Source organism: Streptomyces sp. NPDC003379 (assembly GCF_053589195.1).
Window position 1 is genome coordinate 1 of record NZ_JBSFRK010000080.1, and the last position, 21,466, is coordinate 21,466.

The 21,466-nt window shown below is 72.7% G+C and carries 17 protein-coding genes and 2 pseudogenes; 4 read left to right on the forward strand and 15 right to left on the reverse strand.

What is annotated here, in order from left to right:
- Window positions 1–85, forward strand: a pseudogene (locus tag ACWDVB_RS38320) (DUF6879 family protein); the annotation flags it as partial.
- A gap of 43 nt (window positions 86–128) precedes the next feature.
- On the opposite strand, the gene secD reads toward ACWDVB_RS38320, so the two are convergent.
- From secD to ACWDVB_RS38370, 10 genes are all read right to left on the reverse strand, one after another.
- Window positions 129–2,543 carry a protein translocase subunit SecD gene (secD, locus tag ACWDVB_RS38325; protein ID WP_451514668.1) on the reverse strand — a complete coding sequence of 805 codons (2,415 nt, stop codon included), beginning with the start codon at window positions 2,541–2,543 and terminating at the stop codon, window positions 129–131.
- Window positions 2,544–2,633: 90 nt separating this feature from the next.
- A complete protein-coding gene (locus ACWDVB_RS38330) occupies window positions 2,634–3,008 on the reverse strand; it encodes a hypothetical protein (RefSeq protein WP_451514669.1) in 375 nt (124 codons plus the stop codon).
- 506 nt (window positions 3,009–3,514) lie between these two features.
- Complete coding sequence (locus ACWDVB_RS38335; RefSeq protein ID WP_451514670.1) at window positions 3,515–4,549, reverse strand: LacI family DNA-binding transcriptional regulator; 1,035 nt, start codon at window positions 4,547–4,549, stop codon at window positions 3,515–3,517.
- 67 nt (window positions 4,550–4,616) lie between these two features.
- Window positions 4,617–5,498, reverse strand: coding sequence for an ROK family protein (locus tag ACWDVB_RS38340; RefSeq protein ID WP_451514671.1), 882 nt, complete (start codon window positions 5,496–5,498; stop codon window positions 4,617–4,619).
- On the reverse strand, window positions 5,495–7,210 hold the full coding sequence (locus ACWDVB_RS38345; protein WP_451514672.1) for a class I mannose-6-phosphate isomerase: 1,716 nt from the start codon (window positions 7,208–7,210) through the stop codon (window positions 5,495–5,497). Before ACWDVB_RS38345 ends, ACWDVB_RS38340 begins: the two co-directional genes overlap by 4 nt.
- A gap of 50 nt (window positions 7,211–7,260) precedes the next feature.
- The gene (locus tag ACWDVB_RS38350; protein ID WP_451514673.1) at window positions 7,261–10,425 is read right to left on the reverse strand and encodes a glycoside hydrolase family 38 N-terminal domain-containing protein; all 3,165 of its coding nucleotides are present in this window, start codon (window positions 10,423–10,425) and stop codon (window positions 7,261–7,263) included.
- Between the two features lie 35 nt (window positions 10,426–10,460).
- A complete protein-coding gene (locus tag ACWDVB_RS38355) occupies window positions 10,461–11,273 on the reverse strand; it encodes a carbohydrate ABC transporter permease (RefSeq protein WP_451514674.1) in 813 nt (270 codons plus the stop codon).
- A 13-nt stretch (window positions 11,274–11,286) separates the two neighbouring features.
- The gene (locus tag ACWDVB_RS38360; protein ID WP_451514675.1) at window positions 11,287–12,261 is read right to left on the reverse strand and encodes a carbohydrate ABC transporter permease; all 975 of its coding nucleotides are present in this window, start codon (window positions 12,259–12,261) and stop codon (window positions 11,287–11,289) included.
- Window positions 12,258–13,571 carry an ABC transporter substrate-binding protein gene (locus tag ACWDVB_RS38365; RefSeq protein WP_451514676.1) on the reverse strand — a complete coding sequence of 438 codons (1,314 nt, stop codon included), beginning with the start codon at window positions 13,569–13,571 and terminating at the stop codon, window positions 12,258–12,260. Before ACWDVB_RS38365 ends, ACWDVB_RS38360 begins: the two co-directional genes overlap by 4 nt.
- An 11-nt stretch (window positions 13,572–13,582) precedes the next feature.
- A complete protein-coding gene (locus ACWDVB_RS38370) occupies window positions 13,583–13,858 on the reverse strand; it encodes a hypothetical protein (RefSeq protein ID WP_451514677.1) in 276 nt (91 codons plus the stop codon).
- Between the two features lie 141 nt (window positions 13,859–13,999).
- Here ACWDVB_RS38370 and ACWDVB_RS38375 point away from each other — a divergent pair, with 141 nt between their 5' ends.
- Together ACWDVB_RS38375 and ACWDVB_RS38380 are read left to right on the forward strand one after the other, a co-directional pair.
- Window positions 14,000–14,884, forward strand: a complete 885-nt coding sequence (locus ACWDVB_RS38375; RefSeq protein ID WP_451514678.1) for an SGNH/GDSL hydrolase family protein — start codon at window positions 14,000–14,002, stop codon at window positions 14,882–14,884.
- An 83-nt stretch (window positions 14,885–14,967) separates the two neighbouring features.
- Window positions 14,968–15,822, forward strand: coding sequence for an endo alpha-1,4 polygalactosaminidase (locus tag ACWDVB_RS38380; protein WP_451514679.1), 855 nt, complete (start codon window positions 14,968–14,970; stop codon window positions 15,820–15,822).
- A gap of 19 nt (window positions 15,823–15,841) precedes the next feature.
- Here ACWDVB_RS38380 and ACWDVB_RS38385 read toward each other — a convergent pair whose 3' ends face one another.
- The 5 genes and pseudogenes from ACWDVB_RS38385 to ACWDVB_RS38405 all read right to left on the reverse strand — a co-directional run bounded on the left by ACWDVB_RS38385 (window position 15,842) and on the right by ACWDVB_RS38405 (window position 20,872).
- Window positions 15,842–16,669, reverse strand: coding sequence for an APH(3') family aminoglycoside O-phosphotransferase (locus tag ACWDVB_RS38385; protein ID WP_451514680.1), 828 nt, complete (start codon window positions 16,667–16,669; stop codon window positions 15,842–15,844).
- Between the two features lie 80 nt (window positions 16,670–16,749).
- Entirely contained in the window at window positions 16,750–18,315 is a 1,566-nt protein-coding gene (locus ACWDVB_RS38390) for a PTS ascorbate transporter subunit IIC (RefSeq protein ID WP_451514681.1), read from the reverse strand.
- A gap of 24 nt (window positions 18,316–18,339) precedes the next feature.
- On the reverse strand, window positions 18,340–19,149 hold the full coding sequence (locus ACWDVB_RS38395) for a PTS sugar transporter subunit IIA (protein WP_451514682.1): 810 nt from the start codon (window positions 19,147–19,149) through the stop codon (window positions 18,340–18,342).
- 32 nt (window positions 19,150–19,181) lie between these two features.
- A pseudogene (locus ACWDVB_RS38400) lies at window positions 19,182–19,957 on the reverse strand (RICIN domain-containing protein); the annotation flags it as partial.
- A 105-nt stretch (window positions 19,958–20,062) separates the two neighbouring features.
- Window positions 20,063–20,872 carry an NAD(P)H-binding protein gene (locus ACWDVB_RS38405; RefSeq protein WP_451514683.1) on the reverse strand — a complete coding sequence of 270 codons (810 nt, stop codon included), beginning with the start codon at window positions 20,870–20,872 and terminating at the stop codon, window positions 20,063–20,065.
- Window positions 20,873–20,978: 106 nt separating this feature from the next.
- On the opposite strand from ACWDVB_RS38405, the gene ACWDVB_RS38410 reads away from it, so the two are divergent.
- Complete coding sequence (locus ACWDVB_RS38410; protein WP_451514684.1) at window positions 20,979–21,398, forward strand: winged helix-turn-helix transcriptional regulator; 420 nt, start codon at window positions 20,979–20,981, stop codon at window positions 21,396–21,398.
- Window positions 21,399–21,466 lie beyond the last annotated feature (68 nt).

Genomic DNA, 21,466 nt, shown 5'->3' on the forward strand with positions numbered 1-21,466 from the left:
CTACGAGGCGGACGGCAGGCAGATCAATCGCGAGGTCTTCGAGGGTGACGTGTCTCCGTTCATCGAATATCAACGGATCGCTGTACGCCGGGCCGCCCGCGCCCCTTGGGCGACCGCTCGCGCCCGTCTCAGACGACCGCCCCCGTCCCTCGCCCCTTCCTCCTGCGCGCCTCCAACGGGCTGTAATCTTCCGGCTCTTGAGCCGCAGGACCGCCTCGCGCGGGCGGCGGCGCCACGGGGGTCGCGGGGTGGCGCTGTTCGAGCGCGACGGCGATCGGAACCGCCGTGAAGACCGTCGACGCGATGCCGACCACCACCCCGGCGATCAGCGCCAGCGAGAAGTCGGCGAGCGAGTCGCCGCCGAGCACGGCGAGCGCGGCCAGGATGAACAGCGCGCCCATGCCCGTGTTCACGGTGCGCGGCAGCGTCTGCACGACGGCGCGGTTGGCGGTGGACTCCAGGTCGCCGCGCGGATCGCGGCGCCGGGCCTCGCGTACGCGGTCGAAGACGACCACCGTGTCATTGACCGAGTAGCCGATCACGGTGAGCAGGGCGGCGAGGAAGACACTGTCGACCGGCTTGCCGAGCCAGGCGAAGAGGCCGACGACCAGCAGGACGTCGTGGACCATCGCGGACACGGCCGCCGCGGCGAGCGTCCACCGGAAGCGCACGCTCAGGTAGATCAGCTGGGCGGCGACGGCGATGCCCAGGGCGATGAGGGCCTTCTGCCGCAGTTCGGTGCCCAGACTGGGACCGATCAGTTCGTCGCGTTCGACGGTGACGGTGCCGCCCGGCCTCTCCAGGGCCGCCTGGACGCGCCGCTGCTCGTCGTCGGTGAGCCGCTCCGTGCGTACGGTGATGTCGCCGTCCCCGGACTCCTGCACCACGGCCCGCGGGAACCCCGCGTCCGACACGGCGCCGCGGGCCGTGTCGGCGTCGACGGGCCTGCTGGTGCTGTACTCGACGAGCCGGCCGCCGGTGAACTCGACGCCGAAGTCCAGGCCACGCAGGGCGATCCCGGCGACGGCCACGGCGATCAGGAGGGCACTGGCGCCCAGCCAGCGGCGCCGGTGGCGCACCAGGTTCGGGTCGCGTCGGGCCAGCCAGGCGCGCACGCGGCCCGTGGAGGCGATGCCGGTCAGGGCGGGCCGCTCGCGTACGAAACGTCGGGCGACGGCGAAGTCGGCGAGCACCCGGGTGATGACCAGTGCGGTGACCATCGAGGCGAGGACGCCGATGCACAAGGTGACGCCGAAGCCCTTCACCGGTCCCGTGGCGAAGAAGAACAGCAGCCCGGCGGCGAGCAGCGTCGTCACGTTCGAGTCGACCACCGCGCTCCACGCCTTCGCGAAGCCCGTGCGGACGGGCCCGGCCAGGTCCGTGGAGCGGACGCCGAGGTACTCCTCCCTGGCCCGTTCGAAGACGAGGACGTTGGCGTCGACGGCCATGCCGATGGCCAGGACGAACCCGGCGAGGCCGGGCAGGGTCAGCGTCGCGCCGAGCGCGACGAGAGCGGCGTACGAGATCAGTCCGTACAGCGCGAGGGCGAGCGCGGCGAGCACGCCAAGGAGCCGGTAGACGATGGTGATGAACAGCGCGGTCAGGGCGATGCCGATGAGCGCGGCCTGGGTGCTCGCGGCGATGGCGTCGGCGCCGAGCGTGGGGCCGACGGTCCGCTGCTCGACGACGTCGACGGGCACCGGCAGGGCGCCGCCCTTGACGAGCGCGGCGAGGTCGCGGGCCTCGGACCGGCTGAAGTCGCCGGTGATCTGGGTGGAGCCGCCGGTGATGCCGACCTCGCACGACACGCCGCCGTCGACATCGGGCGCCGAGATGATCTTGTCGTCGAGGGTGATGGCGACGCGTCGCTCGGGTGCGCCCTGGGGTGCGCAGGCCGCCTTGCCGGTGACGCGCGCCCAGGCGTCGGCCGCCTTGTCGCGGAAGTCGAGCGAGACGACCCAGCCCTTGAGGGACTGCTGGTCGAGGAGTGCCTCGGCGTCCTTGACGCCCCCTCCGGAGAGCGCGGTAGGGCCGAGGACGAGGTGGTTGCCGGGTCGTTCGGGGTCGGGCAGGGTCCGCGAACCGTCGGCGGCGGGCTCGGCCCCGCCCCGCTCCGCGGACTCCCCCGTCACCGGGTGGACCGTGAGCTGCGCGGTGCGGCCGATGACTTCGGCCGCCTTGCGGGGGTCCTGCACTCCGGGGAGTTCGACGATGATCCGCTTCTCGCCGGAGCGGGCGAGGCCGGGCTCGGCGACACCGAGCGCGTCGACGCGCTGCCTGAGCACTTCCAGGGCGCGGTCGGTCGAGGCGGCGTCGGCCTTGACGGTGGGCGAGTTCTTGGTCTCCAGGACGATGTGGGTGCCGCCGCGCAGGTCGAGGCCGAGGCGAGCGGTTTGGGTGAGGGCGATGTAGACGGACAGGGCGACGACGCACAGCGCGACGACCGCCCGCCACAAGGGCGCACGGGACTTGGGTTTGGGCGTACGTGATGCGACCGCACCTGTTTTGGCGGGCGGTGCACCGGACTTGGGCGCACGGGACATGGGTTCTCCACGGATGAGGGCAGGACGGAAGGACGCGTGACCGGGCGGCGCGGTGCGCGCCGGGTCAGGCGTCGGGGACGGTCTGCGTGCTCATCGGTGGGGCGGGGCCCGCGGCGCGGCGGACCCGACCGCCTCGCGCGGCTGTACGCGCGTGGTGGCGGGCCGGGCATCGGGGCCGCCCGCGGCGCGGTGCGGCGCCGTGTCGACGGCCGTGCGCGCGGGGCCTACCGGCTGTGGGCCCGGAATGTGGGCGTCGAGGCGGTGCGCGAGGACGACTCGCAGCGCGGGGGCGTCCTCGGGTCCGGTCTGCTTCCCGGCGTGTGCCACCACCGTGTGGTGGGTGAGCGGGCCGTCGTCGAAGGAACCGTACGCGGTCGCGGCGGACGGGGCGAAGAGGGCGAGGACGGCGACGACGAGACACAGCGCGGCCCCGGCCAGGCGCTCGGAACGGCTCTGCTGTGACACGCGTGCCCCCCGTTCCCTCGTCCGTACCGCCCGCCGAGCGCTACGGCGACCGGCACCCAGCTGCCCGGCGGGGCACGCACGCGTACCCCGCCCCGTCAACGTACGGACCCCCACAGGCGGTTCCGCCCCGCACCCCCGAACTCGATCCCGTCCACGGCCCCACACGCGGCCCGCGAGGAACAGAACAGGCACGCACGGCGAACCCTGCCCCGATCAACGTACGGACCCCCACAGGCGGTCCCCTCCTCGCCCGCGAACACAACCCCCGCCACAACCCCACACGCGGCCCGCGAGGGACAGAACAGACACGCACGGCGAACCCCGCCCCCGTCAACGTACGGACCCCCACCGGCGATCCGACCCGCACCCGCGAACACACCCCCCGCCACGGCCCTGCATGCGGCAGGCACGCACGGCGGACCCGCCCCCGTCAACGTACGGACACGCGGTCCGCGAGTCGCAGGCAGGGCACGCCCCCCCGAGCAGTTCCGGCCCCGCCCGCTGCCTCACCCCCCGTACTCCACCAAGCCGGTGGGCACCACGATCTGCCGGGGCGGCTCAGCGTCCTCCCCCGCGGGCCCGCCCCGTACGCGGTCCGCGAGGAGGCGGCCCGCCGTGCGGCCGAGTTCGTCGCTGTCGTAGGTGACGAGGGTGAGGGGCAGGCCCAGCGCGTCGGCCAGTTCGAAGTCGTCGAAGCCCGCCAGGGCGGTGTCCGCGCCGGCACAGGGACGGGCTCTCAGGGCGCGGATCGCGCGGAACGCTCCTATCGTGTTGCGGTTGTTCGAGCAGAACAGCGCGGTGGGCGCGTCGGGCCGCGCGAGCAGTTCGGTGGCGGCCAGCGTGGCCTCGTGCGGTTCCGTCTGGCCCTGGCGCACGAGGCGGTCGTCGACGGCGAGGCCCGCCGCCGTCAGGGCGGCCGCGTAGCCGCGGAGCCGTTCGGTGCCGGTGTACACGGCCGGGGGCGAGCCGAGGAAGCCGATGCGGCGGTGCCCGCGGTGCAGGAGGCGCGTCGTGGCGGCGTGGGCGCCGCCGAAGTCGTCGACCAGGACGCAGTCGGCCGCGAAGCCCTCGGGCGGGCGGCTCGCGAGGACCACCGGCACCCCCTGGGCCGCCGCCGCGGCGAGGTGGCGCTGGTCGGCGCCCGCGGGGACGGCGATGATGCCGTCGACGCGGCGGGCCACGAGGTCGGCGACCAGCTCACGTTCGGCGTGCGGGTCCTGGCCGGTGTTGCCGATGACCGTCTTGAGGCCGTCCTGGACGACGACGGAGTCCACTCCGAGGGCCAGGCGTGAGTAGAAGGGGTTGGCCAGGTTGGTGACGACGAGTCCGACGAGGCCGCTGCCGCGGCCGAGCCTGAGGCTGCGGGCCACCTCGTTGGGGCGGTAGCCGAGCGCGGCCGCCGCGGCGCGGACCCGTTCGCGGGTGGCGGGCAGCACCCGCGGGTCGTCGCGCAGTACGCGGGACGCGGTCATCGCGCTGACCCCCGCGCGTTCGGCGACGTCCCGCAGGGTGGGCCGACCGCCCCTTCTGTTCTCGTCCATGTCCCGTTCCGTTACTGGGCTCGGCCATGTCCCGTTCCGTTACTGGGCTCGGCCATGTCGTTCCGCCTCAGGCCACCGCCGCCGCGTACGCCGCCGCCCCCACCAGCGCCCCGTTCTCGCCGAGCGCCGCGCGGCGCAGCGTCACCGGAGTGTCTCCGAGGCCCGCGCGCAGGGCGGGCCGGATCAGGTCCCACGAGGCGGCCATGGCTCCGCCGACGACGAGGGCCGTCGCGTCGAAGTCGCGCAGGTGCGGGGCGAGGACGGCGCCGAGGGTCGTGAACGCCTCGTCGAGGACGCGGTGCGCGCGCCGCTCCCCCGCCCGCGCGCGCTCCGCGATCTCGCGCACGTCCCGGGGCCCGCCCGGCCCGCCCGGCCCGCCCGGCCCGTCGCCGTAGCGCGCCAGGATGGCGCGGCGCGACACCGCGTCCTCCAGTGGTCTGCCGCCCTCCTTGAGCAGGTCGACGCGGCCTTGCGGCGGTACGCCCGGCCCTTCGCGTCGCACGTCGCCGTCGACGGCGAAGGCCGAACCGACGCCCGTCCCCAAGGTGATGCCGACGCAGCGGCGGTGACCGCGCGCGGCGCCCGCCCACCATTCGCCGAGGAGGAACGCGTGGGCGTCGTTCAGGAACACCGCCTCCGCGGGGCGCGGCCACACGCCGTCCAGGAGCACCGCCCGTATGTCGATGCCGTACAGGTCGTCGAACTTGCCGACGCCTTCGAAGCGGGCGATGCCCTTGTCGTAGTCGAAGGGGCCGGGCACCGCCACGCCCCACACCTGTCCGGCGGGCGCCTCCAAGTCGTCGGCGCAGCGGACCACCGCGCCCAGGATGTGTTCGGCGGTGCCCCGGGCGTCGAGCGGCCGCCGTACGCTGCGGGCGACGCCCGCCGTGTCCGGGTCGGCGAGGGCCGCGGTCACATGGGTGCCGCCGATCTCCAGGACGGGCCTCATGAGTCGCCGCGCACAGGAGCCTGCCGGACCAGGGCCTTGACGACCTTGACCGTGCGGCCGCCGATGGCCGCCAGGCGGTAGGGGCCGACCGCCGCGGGCACCGTCAGCGTCTCGGCGTACGACAGGGTGTGCCGCTCCCCCGCCTCCGTGAGCACTACGACGCCCTCGCCCTCCACCACGTTCAGGACGTGGAAGCGGCCCGCCGTGTCGTCGTCGGCGACCGCGTCGGCGCCACCGTCCAGGACGTAGCGCCGCACCTCGTAGAACATCTCCTCCAGGGCGCCGAGGAGTTCCTCGCACCAGCCCTGGCCGCGGCGCAGGGTGCGTGGTTCCTGGACGAGGTCCCGGACGACCGTGTCGCCGCGCCGCTCGGTCTCCAGGTTGGCGAGGCCGTGTTCGTAAGGGAGTTGGCGGGGCTCGCCGTCGGCGTCGGGGCGCAGCCAGTCGTAGAAGCGCAGGGAGTAGAGGTAGGGGGTGGCGCTGATCTCCAGGACGAGGTTCCCGGCTCCACTGGCGTGCGGGGTGCCCGCCGGGATCATGAAGAGGCGGCCGCGGTCGGCGGGGAAGGTCATGACGTGGTCCTCGGGGTCCATCGGCACGCCGTCGTGCGCGGCCTCCTCGATCTCCTTGCGGAAGAGGTCGAGGTCGGCGTCCTCGCGCAGGCCGAGGAAGACGCGGGTGCCGGGGCCGCCGAGGGTCAGGTAGTACGTCTCGTGCTGGGTGTAGGGCCAGCCGAACCGCTCCCGCATGTACGGCTCCTTGGGATGGCAGTGCACGGAGAGGTTGCCGCCGCCCACGGTGTCGAGGTAGTCGAAGCGGATCGGGAAGGACGTGCCGAAGCGGGCGCTGACGTCGGGTCCGAGCATGGCTTCGGGGTGCAGGACGCAGAGCAGCTGGAAGGGGATCTCGGCCTGTTGGCCCGGGTGGGTGCCGATGAGGACGCCCGCTTCGGGGGCGATGAGTTCGTAGCCGAGGGCGGTGTTGCGGTCCCCGGGGTTGAAGCCGAGTTCACTCTGGGCCCAATGCCCGCCCCAGGGCGTGGAGTTGAAGTACGGGAGGGTGCGTACGGGGCGCCGGGCGAGGGTGGCGAGGGTGGCGCGCAGCCCGTCGCCGTCGATGTACGTGGGGCGGTCGTGGTCCTGTACGTCGAGCCAGCCGTCGACGCGGGGGGCGAGCGCGTCGCGGTGGCGGTCGAGGACGGGCCAGTCGATGTAGAAGAGGCGCCTCAGCCCGCCCTGCTCGGACGGCAGTCCGAGGTTGCGTCCGATGCCCGCGGCCATGGCCGCCTCGGCGTGGCGCTTGGGCAGGTCGGCGTACCAGAGCAGGTCGTGCGGGAGGAGCGAGGCGCCGGGTCCGTGGACGAGCAGCAGTTCGCCCGCCGAGGGACGCGGCGGGCGGGGCAGGTCGTCGAAGAGGTCGCGCAGCGGGTTCTCGGCGAGTCGGCAGTAGTAGGGGTCGTCGGTGGTGTCGGTGCGTTGGCGCACGGTCTCGGGCGGGGCGTGGTGGGCGCGCAGGTCGAGGGTGCGCACGGTCGTGCCGAGCGCGGCCAGTTCCTCGCCGAGCCGGTCGGCGAGGCGGTCCCAGTCGACCGTCGGCGGGCCTTCCACGGCGACGGTGGCCGGGCCTTGGGGCAGTCGCGCGGCGACGGCCCGCCAGCCGGTGGCGAGGACGGCCCCCGGTGCCGGGGCGTAGCGCGGGTCGAGCCGGTACACACGTTCTCCTTCGTGCGGACGTACGTACGTGAACACATGCGGGGGCGACTTCAGGGACGTACGAAAAGAACCGCGGTGGTCCCGAGGGCGGGGACATCGACCGCCACCTGCCCGCCGGTGCCGGGGAGTTGGGCGCCCGCCGTGCCGAGGAAGTCCGCGCGGTGTGCGGCGGTGACCGGGAAGCGGGCGCGGACCGGGCACGTCAGCGGCTCCTCGGCGAACGACTGGAGCCGCAGCAGGACCTGGCCGGGCCGGGGCGTGGTGGCGCCGACGAGGCGGACCCGGGGGTCGCCGATGTCGGCGAAGGCGTGCTGGTCGGGCGCGCCGTCCGAGACCCCCCTGGCTCGGACGGCGCGCAGGGGGCGGCTCCAGGCGGCGGCCGTGTGGGGACCGAGGCCGTCGGTGGTGGGGCCGCAGGCCAGGCTGTAGCGGTAGGTGAACGCGAAGCCCTGCCTGCTGGGGAAGTTGGTGTCCCAGAGGTTGTTGTGGATCCAGGAGAAGAGGGTGGCGGGCTCGTCGTGGTCCATCGTCCTGGGGAACGGCGCGTACGGCAGGGCGATGTTGCCGAACTGCACGAGCGGCGCGTCCTGCGTGGACCAGGCGACCGCGAGGGTGTCGTCGCGCAGCGTCACCCAGCGCCGGACCGCCCGCATGTGCAGGGCGGAGCCGGGCACCACGGGCAGGCCGCTGCCGGTGGCGCCGCCGGATGCCTCCATGCGGACGACCGGGTCGTCGAAGGCGAAGGGGAACGCGAAGTAGGCGCTCTCCTTGCCGAGGCGGGCGTCCTTGTCGAGGTGGTTCTCGATGTCGAGGCGGGGCACGCCGTGCGGCAGGGTCAGCGTGGTGCGCAGCCGGTTGGCGCCCGCCGGGCGGGTCTCGTACGTGATCGACTCGGCGGTGGCCGTGGAGCGGCGGGCGATCAGCGCGGCGGGCGGGGCGACCGCGCGGACGCCGAGGTGTTCGAGCCGGTCCGAGGCGGTCGTACGGCTGGAGTTGTGGTTGAAGCCCCCGGCCGTGGTGTAGCTGTCGTGGAGGTAGCCATTGAAGCCCACGACGGCGTCGGGGCGGACGAGTTCGCGGCCGGTCGCCTTGTCGACGACCGAGGCGACGCAGGCGTGTGCGAGGTCGACGCGGACGGCGAGGTGCTCGTTCTCCAGGAGGGTCGGGTCGGGATGGGCGAGGGCTTCGGCGGCGGTCTCGGCGGGGTCCTCGCGTTCGGTGCCGCCGGTCGGGTTCCAGCCGGTGGCGGCCTTCACGGTCGCGGTCCGCCGCTCCGGGGCGGTTTCGGCGGCGGCGATGACGTCCAGGCGCACAGAGCCCGCGGCCGGCACATCGTCGACGCGGACCAGCAGGAAGCGTCCGGCGTCGCGGTGGTCGTCGTTGGTCTGCGGCCGCTCCTCGTGGGCGAGCCGTCGCCCGTCGCGGGCGTCGCGCACGGTCACCGGATGGTGCGGCGGCACGGTGCTCTCCGGCAGGAAGACGCGTACGACGTCGGTGCGCGGCCAGGAGCAGGTGTTGACGGCGTGGTACGCCGCCGCCGCGTCCGGCGGGGCGGTGAGCCACTGCCCGAGGCGGGCGCTCGCGCGGGCGAGGAGCGCGTTGCCGTCGTCGTGGGCGCGCAGGGCCTGGCCGTACTTCCAGTGCCACTGGTGCGCGCCGCTGTGGCCGCCCTCGTCGCCGTGGGTCCACGGGTCGCCGGCGCCCCAGGTGTGCTCGTCGAAGAGCGACACCGCTTCATAGACCCCGGCGGCGTCCCTGCTGTCGTCCTCGGCCCCCGTGGCGCCGAGGAGGGCGGCGAACGTGCCGATGGTCTGGGCGTCGGCGACCACGGACTGGGCCGTCCGGGCCAGGGACAGCGGATGTGCCCCCGACCCGACCCCGTCGACCCACCAGTCGGTCCAGTCGCCCTCGAAGGTGCGGATCTCGCCGCCGAGCCTGGCCTCGGCGTCGGTGAAGAAGTCCTCGTTGCGGGAGAGCCGCAGCCGGGGGAAGGCCCAGGTGTCGTTCCAGCGGCGGACGGTGTCGGCGATGATGCGCCGGGGCGGCGCGTTGTCGCCGAACTTTCCCTGGACACGCAGATGGAGGATTTCCCAGGGGTAGGGCTCCCGCTTGACCTCGGTGTGGTCCATGGGCCAGCCGAAGATGCCGCCTTGGTAGGGGTACGGGTGGGTGGCGAGGGAGGTGAGGTAGGCGGGCAGCAGGTCGTCGACGTCGGCGTACCGCGTGTCGAAGCCGAGCAGCGGGCCTTCCATGTAGGCGAGGCCGTGCGGGGTGTCGGTGACCCACACGAGCACGCTGTTGCCGCTGGGCGCGCGCCAGCGGAAGAGGCGGGGCAGCTTCTCCCCGCCGACGAGGTGGGGCACGGAACGCCCCGCCCAGTTGTGCGCGACGGACAGGTGCTTGACGCCCGCGGCGGCGAGCGCGTCGACGAGTCCGACGACCGCGCCGGGCACGTCGGTCTGCATGGCGCAGGTGAGGTCGACGCCGTGTTCGTCGCGTATGTCGTGGGCGAGGCGCAGGAGTTCGTGCAGCTCGTCCGTGGAACAGGTCTCGGTGTGCAGGTTGAACGGCATCGCCGTCAGTTCGATGCGGCCCTCGCGGACCCTGCGTACGAACTCCGCCACCTGCTCGGCGGGGCGGGCCTTCACCCACTGCTGGAAGGACCACAAGGACTCGACGCACCACCTGAACCGGGACTCGGCGGGCCAGTCGTCGGTGGCGCGGGTCAGCTCCAGGCAGGAGTCGAGGAAGGACAGGTGCTCGGCGAGGACGCGGCCCTGCGGGTCGGTGTAGCCGATGTCGAGGTGGGAGTGGTGGACGAGGTGCAGGGTCCAGCGGCGCTGCGGGGTCAGCGGTACGTCGATGCCGTGCCGCCCCTCCGGGAGGCCGACGGTGACGCGGGTCGCCGTCTCGACGGCGGGCAGCAGAAGCCGTACGGAGCGGCCGGGCCCGGCGACGCGCTCGGCGCGCACCGCTGTGCCGGATTCCGTACGGACGGTCAACTCGCCCGGCAGCTCAGTGCCGTTGGCGGGTTCGACGCGCAGGGACTGGAGCAGGGTGCCGTCGTCGGCGTGGCACAGGAGGGGTTCCTCGGTGAGCCTGAGGGTGGTGCCGTCCGCCAGGGTGCCTTCGGCGCTCACCACACTGGAGCGCAGGCTGTCGCGTATCCGGTCGTTGTCCCAGTCGGTGGTGCGGACCAGAGCCCGTGTCGTCATGCGGATCGCTCCCGGGAGGCGGTGGTGTGGTCGGGTCAGCGGGCGGACGCGGTGACGCCGCGCAGGAACAGGCCGCGGAACACCAGGAAGAGGACGAGGGTCGGCGCCGACACGATCAGGGCGCCGGCGAGGATGACGGGCGGTCCTGTCGTGGAGTAGGCGGTGTTGAGGGCGGTCAGGGCCGCCATGACGGGCTGGACCTCGGGGCTGCGGCTGAGGGTGATGCCGAGCAGCAGGTCGTTCCAGACGGCCGTGAACTGGAAGATGAAGGCCGCGCCGAGCCCGGCCCTCATCAGCGGGACGTGGATACGCCAGAAGATGCGTCGGAAGGACGCGCCGTCGATCAGCGCGGCCTCCGTCAGCTCCGGGGCCATCGTGGTCAGCTGGTTGCGGATCAGGAAGAACGCGAAGGGCACCGCCCACGCCGTGTACACGAGCATCAGGCCGAGCCTGGTGTCGTACAGGTCGGCGTCCGCGTAGAGGCCGAAGAGCGGCGCGAGGAACATCTGCAGCGGGAAGAGCGTGCCGGAGTAGATCAGCCAGAACCAGAACGCGGGCCTCGGGATCGGCAGCACGACGACGGCGAACGCCGCCATGGCCGCCACCAGGACCGCGAGCAGACCGCAGACCACGGAGTAGAGCAGCGATGCCTGGAAGCTGTCGCCGATGCCGGCCGCGTCCCAGGCGGTCCTGACGTTCTCCCAGAGGTCGAAGCCCTGCACCGTCCATTCGGGCTTGCCCGCGTACTCGGCCGACGGCGTGAGTGCGTTGACGACCAGCAGGTACAGCGGGACCAGCCAGAGCAGCACACATCCGGCGACGAGCACGTTGCGCACCGCGCGTCCCATCACACTCCCCCTCTCAGCCGTTGGCCGTGGTGTCGGGCATCTGGCGGCGCAGATACATCCAGGACGAGGCGACGACGATCACCGAGAGGACGAGCGCGATCGCCGAGCCGTAGCCCACGTGGAAGAGCCGGAACGCCTCCCGGTACATGCTCAGGGCGAGGGTCTCCGAGGAGCGCGAGGGGCCGCCCTTGGTGAGGACCCAGATCATGTCGAACGCCTTGAGGCTGTTCACGATGGCCATGCCCACCACCACGACGGTCACGGCGCGCAGTCCGGGCAGGGTGATGTGGCGGAACATCCGCCAGCCGCCCGCCCCGTCCAGTGCGGCGGCCTCGATGGTCTCGCGCGGGATGGCCCGCAGGCCGATCGCGAAGAGCACGACGTTCAGTCCGGTCGCCTGCCATGTACTGGCGACGATCATCGAGAGGGTGTTCTGCGGCCACTCCAGGAGCCATGCCTGCGCCCAGCCGTCCAGGCCGATGCCGCGCAGCAACTGATTGACCGCGCCGTCGGAGGTCAGCAGGGAGTTCCACAGGACGGCGGTGGCGGTGGCCGAGATCGCGTACGGCAGCACGATGATCAGCTGCACGACGCCGCCGAACCGCATGCGGTGGGTGGCGACGGCGATGAGCAGTCCGGCGAGGACGGGCAGGAGCAGCGTTCCGGCCACCCACATCACGGTGTTGAGCAGCGACCTGCCGAAGATGGGGTCGTCGGCGAGGCGCGCGTAGTTGTCGAGCCCGGTGAAGCTGCTCGTGAAGCCGTTGTCCTCGAAGAAGCTGCCGTAGACGCTGCGGAGGAACGGATAGACCAGCAGGACGCCGACGAGGGCGAAGGCGGGCAGCGCCCAGGGCACGCCGGCGAGGGGGCCGCCGAGCCTGCCGCCGCCCGCCTTCGCGGCCTGGTGCGGGGTGCGGGTGGGCACCCGGCGTCGTACGCGCACGGCCTTCGCGGCGCCGCCGTGCGCGGGGGTGGCGGTGCCCGTCATGTCTCCTCCGCCTCCCGCCACACCTGCCACGCGTCGTTCGCGCGGTCCTGCATGGTGCGCAGCGTCTTACGGTACGAGGAGGGATCCAGGAGGAAACCGGCGAGGTCGTCGACGGTCGCCTCGACAAGCTCGGGCGGGCCCTGCTCCCAGAAGCGGTTGAGCAGCCACAGCTTGTCGCCGCGTACCTTCCTGGCGAGGGAGCCGATGAGGGAGTTCGCGGCCTCGACCCGCGGGTTGGGGCAGCCGTCCTGGAGGGTGTGCGAGAAGGCCTTCATGACGGCGGGGTGCAGCCAGGAGCGGGTGGCCTCCAGCGCCTCCGCGCGGTCGGGGCCCTTGACGGTGGCGACGAGGGCGCTGGACTCGAAGATGACGCTGGGGCGGGCCTTCGGGTCGGCCATGGGGAGCACGAACGCGCCGAGGTTCTCGCCCGGCCTGCCGCCCGCGCCCGCGAGGGTGGAGCCGAGCCAGGTGCCGCAGGGCACCATGCCGACCTTGCCGTGCAGCATGGCGGAGGCGGCGTCGGTGTGGTTCATGTCCATGGGCGTGAACCAGTCCTTGTCGATGAAGGACGCGAGGGTGCGCAGGGCGCGTTCGGCGCGCGGGTCGGTGTACCGCTCGCGGCCGTTCATCAAGCCGTCGTAGAACGCGGGGTCCTGGCGGCTGAGGACCTCCTGGAACCAGATGAAGGAGGGCCAGCGTTCGTGGGCCGTGCCGTGCAGCGGGGTGATGCCGGCCTTCTTCAGGCGTGCGCAGGCGGCGAGGAAGTCGTCCCAGGTCCGGGGGGCTCTCAAGCCGTGCTCGCGGAAGACCTCGGGGTTGTGGAAGAACACCCAGTACGCGAGGTTCATCGGCAGTCCGTAGACGCGCCGCCGGTAGGTGAACGCGTCGCGCAGGGAGGCGTCGACCCAGCCCTTGCCGACGGCGCTGTCCCACTGCCGGGTCAGGTCCTCGATGCCGCCGGTGCGGGCGAGGTCCTGGAGGCGGTAGCCCGACCAGTACTTGAGCATGTCCGGCGTCTTGCTGGTCCGCAGCGAGGACTTCACGATCTGCTCGAACGACTCCAGGGACGGATTGACCTCGGGGACCAGGCGCGGTGCCGCCACGGACTTCATGGCCGCGCCCGCGGCGGCCATCGGCTTCTCCCACGCCGCGCTGTCGCCGAGGACGGCGACCTTGCCCGGGGGCTGCCCCTCGGCGGTGGCGCAACCGGTGGCGGTGGCGAGGGCACCGGTCGCGGCGGCCAGGAGGACGGTGCGGCGTTCGAGTGACGCTCTCGGCGCCCTCGTTCCCGGGTGACGACTACCTGACATGGATGACTCCCTCAGGTGTGCCTCGTCCCGTTGTTAGCGTTAACACGGGCGTCATGGAGCTTCACCGCGGGCGCACCGGATGTCAATGGGACGCGAGCAGCCGCATACGCCGTCAACTCCTGTGCCAGGTACGGGGATTCGCCGCCGCGCAGGTACGCGTCGCGCAGCCGCTCGCCGTACTGGAACTCGCACCGGGGCGGGTACGTCCCGGGGTGGATGCCGCTCTGGACGGCGACGGTCGGCCCGACCGGCCGCAGGGCCTCGCCCGGGGCGCCGGTCCGGGTCACCCCGGCGTCCCCTCTTGTCACCCAGGTGCCAAACGCCCTCATCCGGACGCGCATCCCCACACATAGTGAACGGTCCAGACGTGAACTACGTTGCCCGAGCCCCGGAAACCCCCACCGCCCATCGCCCCGAGGAGAACGTCCATGCGGATGCCCGCAGAGCAACGCACCGTCGCGGCCCTCGCCGCCGTCACCGCAGTCGCCACGCTCGGCCTCGCCGGACCGGCCGCCGCCGACGCCGACGCCACGGAGCCGTTGCGCTATGTCGCTCTCGGCGACAGCTACAGCGCCGGATCGGGTGTGCTGCCGCTCGACCCGAAGGCGCCGCTCCTGTGCGCCCGCACGTCGAAGAACTACCCGCACCTGCTCGCCGCCTCCCTCGGCGCGAAGCTGACGGACGTGACCTGCGGCGGCGCGCAGACCAAGGACTTCACCGCGGCCCAGTACCCGGGCGTCGGCCCGCAGTTCGACGCGCTGAAGAGCGACACGGAGCTGGTGACGCTCACCATCGGCGGCAACGACAACAACACGTTCATCAACGCGATCCTCGCCTGCGGCAGCGCCGGCATCTTCTCGGGCGGCAAGGGCAGCCCCTGCAAGGACAAGCACGGCGACACCTTCAAGGAGCAGATCGAGTCCAAGACGTACCCGGCGATCAAGGCCTCCCTGAACCAGATCAAGGCGAGATCACCGAAGGCGAAGGTCGCCATCCTCGGCTACCCATGGATCACCCCGGCGAAGGCCGTCCCCGGCTGCTTCGCCAAGATGCCCCTCGCGGAAGGCGACGTCCCCTACCTCCGCGATCTGCAGACCGACTTGAACGGCGCCGCGCAGCGCGCCGCGGCGGAGACCGGCACGACGTTCGTCGACATGGCCGCCGCCTCCGACGCGCACGACGCCTGCCGCCCGGCGAACCAGCGGTGGATCGAGCCCGTGCTGTTCGGTACGAACTTCGTCCCCGTGCACCCGAACGCCGCGGGCGAGGCCGGGATGGCCGAGCAGACGGCCAAGGCGCTGAAACTCTCCTGACCCACCCGCAAGACCGACTCGCCCGCACAACCGGTGAACCACCCACGCGCGGAGCGGCGGCGGAGGGCTGCGATCCTGGTCCGGTGACCGGAACCACGTGGCCCACCAGCAAGAACCGCTCCGCGCGGACCCTACGAGCCGGCGTCGGCGGCGCGCTGCTCCTCGCTCTCCTCGGCTCCTCCCTCGCCGCCTGCTCCTCCGGTTCCGGGGACGCCGTCCGCCGCCCGCCCGTCGACGCGGCCTTCGACTATCAGCTGGGCGGCGCCTACCGGCCCCCGTCGAAGGTACGAGCCGTCTCCCGCGACCGCGGCGCCGATCCCGCCCCCGGCCTCTACAACATCTGTTACGTCAACGCCTTCCAGGCCCAGCCCGGCAAGGACGCCGCGCGCTGGTGGCAGCGCGAGCACCCCGATCTGCTGCTGCGCGACGAGGACGGGCGGACAGTCGTCGACGAGGACTGGCAGGAGCCCCTCCTCGACATCTCCACCCGGGAGAAGCGCGCCGCGCTCCTCGACGTCGTCGGCGAGTGGATCGACGGCTGCGCCGAGGCCGGCTTCGACGCGGTGGAGCCGGACAATCTCGACTCCTACGAACGCTCCGAGAGCCTTCTCACCGCCGACGACGCGGCGGCGTTCGCCCGCCTGCTCGCCCGGCGCGCCCACGACGAGGGCCTGGCCATCGCCCAGAAGAACACCACCGACCTGCTGGAGCGGCGCAGCACCATCGGCTTCGACTTCGCCGTGACCGAGGAGTGCGCCCGCTACAAGGAGTGCCCCGATTTCGTGGCGGCGTACGACGGGAGGGTCTTCGACATCGAGTACGAGACGAAGGACTTCGACACCGCCTGCCGCTCCTGGGGCAGAGAACTGTCGGTGACCTTGCGCGACCGCGACGTCCGGCCCGCGGGAGAGGACGGGTACGTGTACCGGCGCTGCTAGCGGCGCCTGGGGGCAGCGGCTAGAAGAACTCGTCGAGCAGCCGGTAGAAGGCCAGCCGGCTCTCATCGACGACGACCACCCTTCCGGCCACCCCGGCCCCCTGGACGTAGCGCTCCAAGAAGCGTTCCGCGTAGGCCGTGCCGAACCACGGGTCGTCCTCGCTCACCAACTCCCGCAGGGCGATGGCGAGATCGGTGTGCCGGTCCGCCCGGCCGAGGCGGACGACGTCGATGACGCCGGTGACGCGGCAGGTCTCCGGGTCGATCAGTACGTTCTCCGGGGTGAGGTCGCCGTGGGTGACCACCAGGTCCTCCGACGCCGGGCGGGTGCGCCGCAGTTCGTCCAGGAGGCGCTGTCCCGACCAGCCCGCGCGCTCCTCGTCGAGGTTGTCCAGCTCCACGAGACCCTCGTGGACGTTGCGGTCGGCCTGCGCCTGCGTCACCGCCAGGCTCCGGTCGAACGGGCAGTCCGCCGGAGGCAGTTCGTGCAGCGCCCTGGTGACGTCCGCGAGCGCCTCGGCCACGGCGAAGCGGCACTCCTCGGGCCACCGCTCCGCGGCCGGCCTGCCCGGCACGGCCTCGGTCACCAGCCAGACCGCCTCCCCGTCGGCGCCCCGCTCGACGACGCGCGGCACGGGGATGCCCCGCCCCGCGAGCCAGGCGAGGCGGTCGGCCTCGCCGGACACGTCGAAGGGCGAGCCCTCGTACGTGACGGGGGCGACCTTGACGTACAGATCGGGACCGGCACCGCCCGGGTCGGTGAGGCGGTGCACCTCGGCGCCCGACGCGCCGTCCGTCGCGGGGGTCCACCGGTACCGGGCGAATCGTCGGCGCAGATCACTGTCCATGATCCGCATCATGGCAGCCGGGCAGCCCCCGCCCCAGCGGATTTACAGGCTCCGCCGCTCCCACCGAATTCACGGGGTGCTCAGCTCTCCCCCTCCGGTGGCGGAGGCGGCTTCGGTGCGCCGCGCGGGGGTGCGATCTTGCCGTAGAGCGAAGAGGGGCCGCTCGCCGCGACCGGGGTCGGGGCCTCGTCCGCCGGGAGCAGCGCGTCGCGGTGGGCGCCGGGGTCCCAGCCGGTCTCCACGACCCGCTTCTGGAAGACGACCGCGCCGAGCAGGACGGCCGCTCCGATCAGCAGCATGAGGACGACGCCGCCGGCCTCGCCCGTCTTGGCGGCGTACCCGATGAGCGTGCCGAACCAGCCGAAGTCGGCGTCGCCGAACGTGGTGTTCTCCTCGCCGAAGGCACCGAGGACCTCCAGGAGCAGCGCCGGCAGGAAGGTGATGAGGACGCCGTTGACGAAGGCGCCGAGGGCCGCGCCGCGGCGGCCGCCGGTGGCGTTGCCGTAGACGCCGGCCGCGCCGCCGGTGAAGAAGTGCGGGACCAGGCCCGGCAGGACGAGGGCGAGTCCGAAGGCGGGGTGGAAGACCCAGGCGAGCAGGCCGAGGCTGATGAGGCCGCCGACGAAGCTGGAGATGAAGCCGATGAGCACGGCGTTCTGGGCGTAGGGGAAGACGATCGGCGCGTCGAGCGAGGGCACGGCCCCGGGCACCAGCTTCCGCGCGATGCCCTGGAAGGCCGGGACGAGTTCGCCGAGGATCGTGCGGACACCGAAGAGGATCACGGCGACCGCGATGCCGAACTGCAGGCCCTGCATCACGGACTGCATGACGTAGTCGCCGACGCCGCTCGCGCCCGCCGTGCCGTCCTCGCTGAAAGCCTTGAACGCGGCCTCCTTGCCGACCTTGGCGAGGAAGACGAGGGACATGATGAGGTAGATGAGGACCATGGACAGGGCGGCCGCCACCATCGAGTCGCGCAGGAAGCGCAGCCCTTCGGGGAGGTTCATCTCCTCGGTGGAGCGGCTGCGGCGGCCCACCAGCCGTCCCGTGGCGCCCGCCGCGATGTATCCGGCCGTGCCGAAGTGGCCGATCGCCACGCTGTCGTTGCCGGTGACACGCTTGGTCCAGGGGTGCGCGAAGGCGGGCATCGCCACCAGCAGGATGCCGAGCAGGACGCCGCCGACGACGACCACGACCCACGAGGTCTGGCCGCCGATGGCGAGCACCATCGTCAGCAGGGTGGCCATGAAGAGCATGTGGTGGCCGGTCAGGAAGACGTAGCGCAGGGGCGTGAAGCGGGCGAGGAGCAGGCTGACGGCGAAGCCGAGGATCATCAGCCAGGCGACGCGGGCGCCGTACTGCTCCTGCGCGATGCCGACGATCGCCTCGTTGGTGGGGATCACGCCGTGCGCGCCGGTGGCGCCCTGGATCATCTCGCCGAGCGGGGCTAGGGCGCCGACGACGAGCGTGGCGCCCGCCCCGATCAGCAGGAAGCCGAGCGTCGCCTTGATGGCGCCGCCGACGATCTGCCCCGCGGGCTTCCGCAGCGCGAGCAGACCGGCCGCGGTGATGAGGCCGATCAAGTAAGCGGGTTGGCTGAGGATTTCGTTGACGAGGAACTCGGCGATCGACACGAGCCAGTCCATGGTGGGTTCTCCTTGCCCGGGTCGTCAGACGTCGTACGTGTCGCGCAGGACGCGGTCGGCCTCCGCCGCGCTGGTGAAGTCCTCGACGACCTTCACCGGGACGCCGACGTCGCCGAGCGTCCTCGCGATCTCCCGCGAGGTGAGGATGGCGACGGCCTCGTTCGCCTTCCCCTTGGCCGAGATGGTGTCGGTCGCCTCGACGGTGACGTATCCGCTCCAGCCCCAGCGGTCCAGGACGCCTTCGAGTGTCTGTTTGAGGAAGAGGCTCGTGCCGACGCCGTTGCCGCACACCGTCAGGATCTTGTGCGGGTCGCCGGTGTCGCGTGCCGCCGCCCGGCGCGGGCGCGCGTCCTGCGGGGGCGTGTCCTGCGGGCGCGCGTCCTGCGGGCCGCCGGTCAGGAGGGCGTGCACGGCCTGCGGAGTGGGCGCCTCGCGCAGGGCGCGCGCCGTGTCGGGGTCGGTGAGCAGCCGGGCGAGCGCGCCCATCGCCGCGGTGTGTGCGGAGGCGTCCTTCGCGGCGAGGCCGACGACCAGTTCGACGGGGTCGTTGGCCTCGTGGCCGAACTCCACGGGCGTGGCGAGCCGCACCCAGGACATGCCGGTGGCGAGGACGGCGGGCGAGGGCCTGGCGTGCGCGAAGGCGAGACCGGGCGCGATGACGATGTAGGGGCCGTGCTCTTCGACGTTCTCGATCATCTCGGCGGTGTACGCGTCCGTGGCGGCGCCCGTCGCGACCATCAGGTCACCGGCGCGCCGGACGGCTTCGCGCCAGTCGGCCGCCGGGGCGTCGAGGAGGACGGCTTCCACGGGGAGGATCTCGTTCAGCGCTGCCATGCGCATGATTCTCGCCGACGCGGACGCGATGCTCAGCCCGGCATGTCGACCACGTTCCAGCACTGGTTGGCGCCGGAGTTCGGTGTCCACGTCGTCACGGCGGCCCCGTCGTGGGTGGCCTGCCCGCCGACCTCAAGGAGCCGTCCGGCTGGGGCGTTGAGGAGGGTCCACGTGCCGTCCAAGGAGGCCGACCCCGCAAGCGCTGGCGGCTGCGCCGGACCGGTGGCGACACCGGCAGCCTCCAGCGCTACGTCATCACCGACCCGGCGGGAGGAAAGCGCCTGGCCTCCGGATGACGCCCCTGTGCTGGAACGGCGTCGATGACGAGTCCGGTGCCGTCGGCGGTGAGCTGCTTGCCGCTCCGCACACCGGTCAGCCGGTAGGTGTGGCCCTTCTGCGGCAGGGCCGCGTCCTTCGCGACGCCGGACACCCCGTCGACCACGAAGGAGGTCACCAACTCCGCGGGCACGGTGAAGCTGGCCTCGCGGTCGGTGACGCCGATGGCGTCGTGCCGTTCGAGCTTGCCCCGGGCGCTGGTCACCACGGGCGTGACGGTGGCGCCGCGGCTGACGCGGCCGAACTTGGACAGGTCGACGGTGACCGCGCGGTCCGCGGTGGAGCTGTTGACGTGGACGACGGTCGCGCCTCGGCCGTTCTCGGCGACGGCGGCGGCGCTGGAGGTGTCGTCGACCTTGACGAGGCGGTCGCCGGGCTTGCTGTAATGCGCGAAGTTGCGGGCCGTGTCGAACTTGGTGTCCGTACGGATGGGGCACGTGTCGAGCGTGTCCTTGGAGGTGCAGCCGAACGGGGCCTTCTCCAGGGAGAGCCCCTGCGGCACGCCGTCGATCCCGCCCGCGCCGCATCCCTGGCCTGACGGCCTGAAGGCCTGACGGATCCGAGCCGTGCAGCCGGTTCAGCCCCGCACCGCCCGCACGTACGCCTCGATCGCCGGGCGCGGCGCGCGGTCGAGGAGGGTGCGCAGGTCGTTGTGGGCGATGGACGTGCCGTCCAGGAAGCCGCCGGTGATCGCCGAGTACGTGCTCAGGAGCATCGGCACCTGGAAGGGCAGGGCCTGGCCCGCCTCGGTGAGGGCGGCGCGGGTCGCGGCGAGGGAGTCCGGTTCGTACGAGCCGCCGAGCGCGGCGGCCAGATCGGCGCCGCCGATGGGCTGTTCGCCGACCAGTTCGTAGGTGCGGCCCGCGTGCGCGGCCGGTGCGGTCGCCACGCGGACGGCCACCTCCGCGAGGTCCTCGCGGGCCACCGCCGCCAGGCGGCCGGTGCCCAGCGGTGCGGCGATCGTCCCGTCGGGGCCCGGCGCGGCGACCGCGGCGAGGAACTCCGCGTACAGGCCGTTGCGCAGCACCGTCCACCGCAGCGCGGAGGCGCGGAGTCTGCGTTCGGTCCAGCGGTGGGCCAGGGCATACGTGAGGTGGTCGCCGTCGCCGCTGAGGCTGGTGTAGACGAGGTGGCGCACGCCCGCCTTCTCCGCGGCCGCTATCGCGGCGTCGTGGCGGGCGATGACGACGTCGTCCTCGGCGGCGCCCGCGGAGATCATCAGGAGGGTGTCGACGCCGGTGAAGTCCAGCGAGACCGGGTCGTCGAAGTCGACGCGGCGCTCGCCGGGCCCCGGGTCGCGGGTGCCGAGGACGACGTCGCCACGGTCGGCGAGGCGGGCGGTGACGAGCTTGCCGAGGGCGCCCGTGGCGCCGGTGATCATGAGCATGGGATGGTTCCCCCGTGGTGAGTGGTTCATCTCCGTGACGCCGCTGAGCAGCGGCTGCGGAACCATCATCAGCGGCGGCGAGCACGCCGCGTAAGGAGGCACTTGAATGTCGGCAGGGCACACCGCGGTAACCACCCCCGCGGCCGGGGAGCCGGTCATCAGCTGTGAGACGCCGCAGGACGAGTGCGGGGTCAGGGACGTCCTCGACCGGCTGGGCGACAAGTGGTCGGTGTACGTGGTGGTCGAACTCGCCTCAGGTGTCCTGCGGTTCAAGGAGTTGCAGCGCAGGATCCACGGCGGCATCTCGCAGCGGATGCTCACCGTCACCGTGCGCCGCCTGGAGCGCGACGGTCTGGTGAAGCGGACGGTGTATCCGACGATCCCGCCCCAGGTCGAGTACGAGCTGACCGAGATGGGCCACAGCCTCACGCACCTCGTCAAGGCGCTCGCCGACTGGTCGATCGGCCACCGGCCCGCCATCGCCGCCGCCCGCGACTCCTACGACGCGGCGCGGCGGCAGCCCTGACGGCGCCGGAACGGGCCTGAACGAATGAACGACCGAGCGGGCCGGTCGGAGCCCCCCTCAAGGGGTGC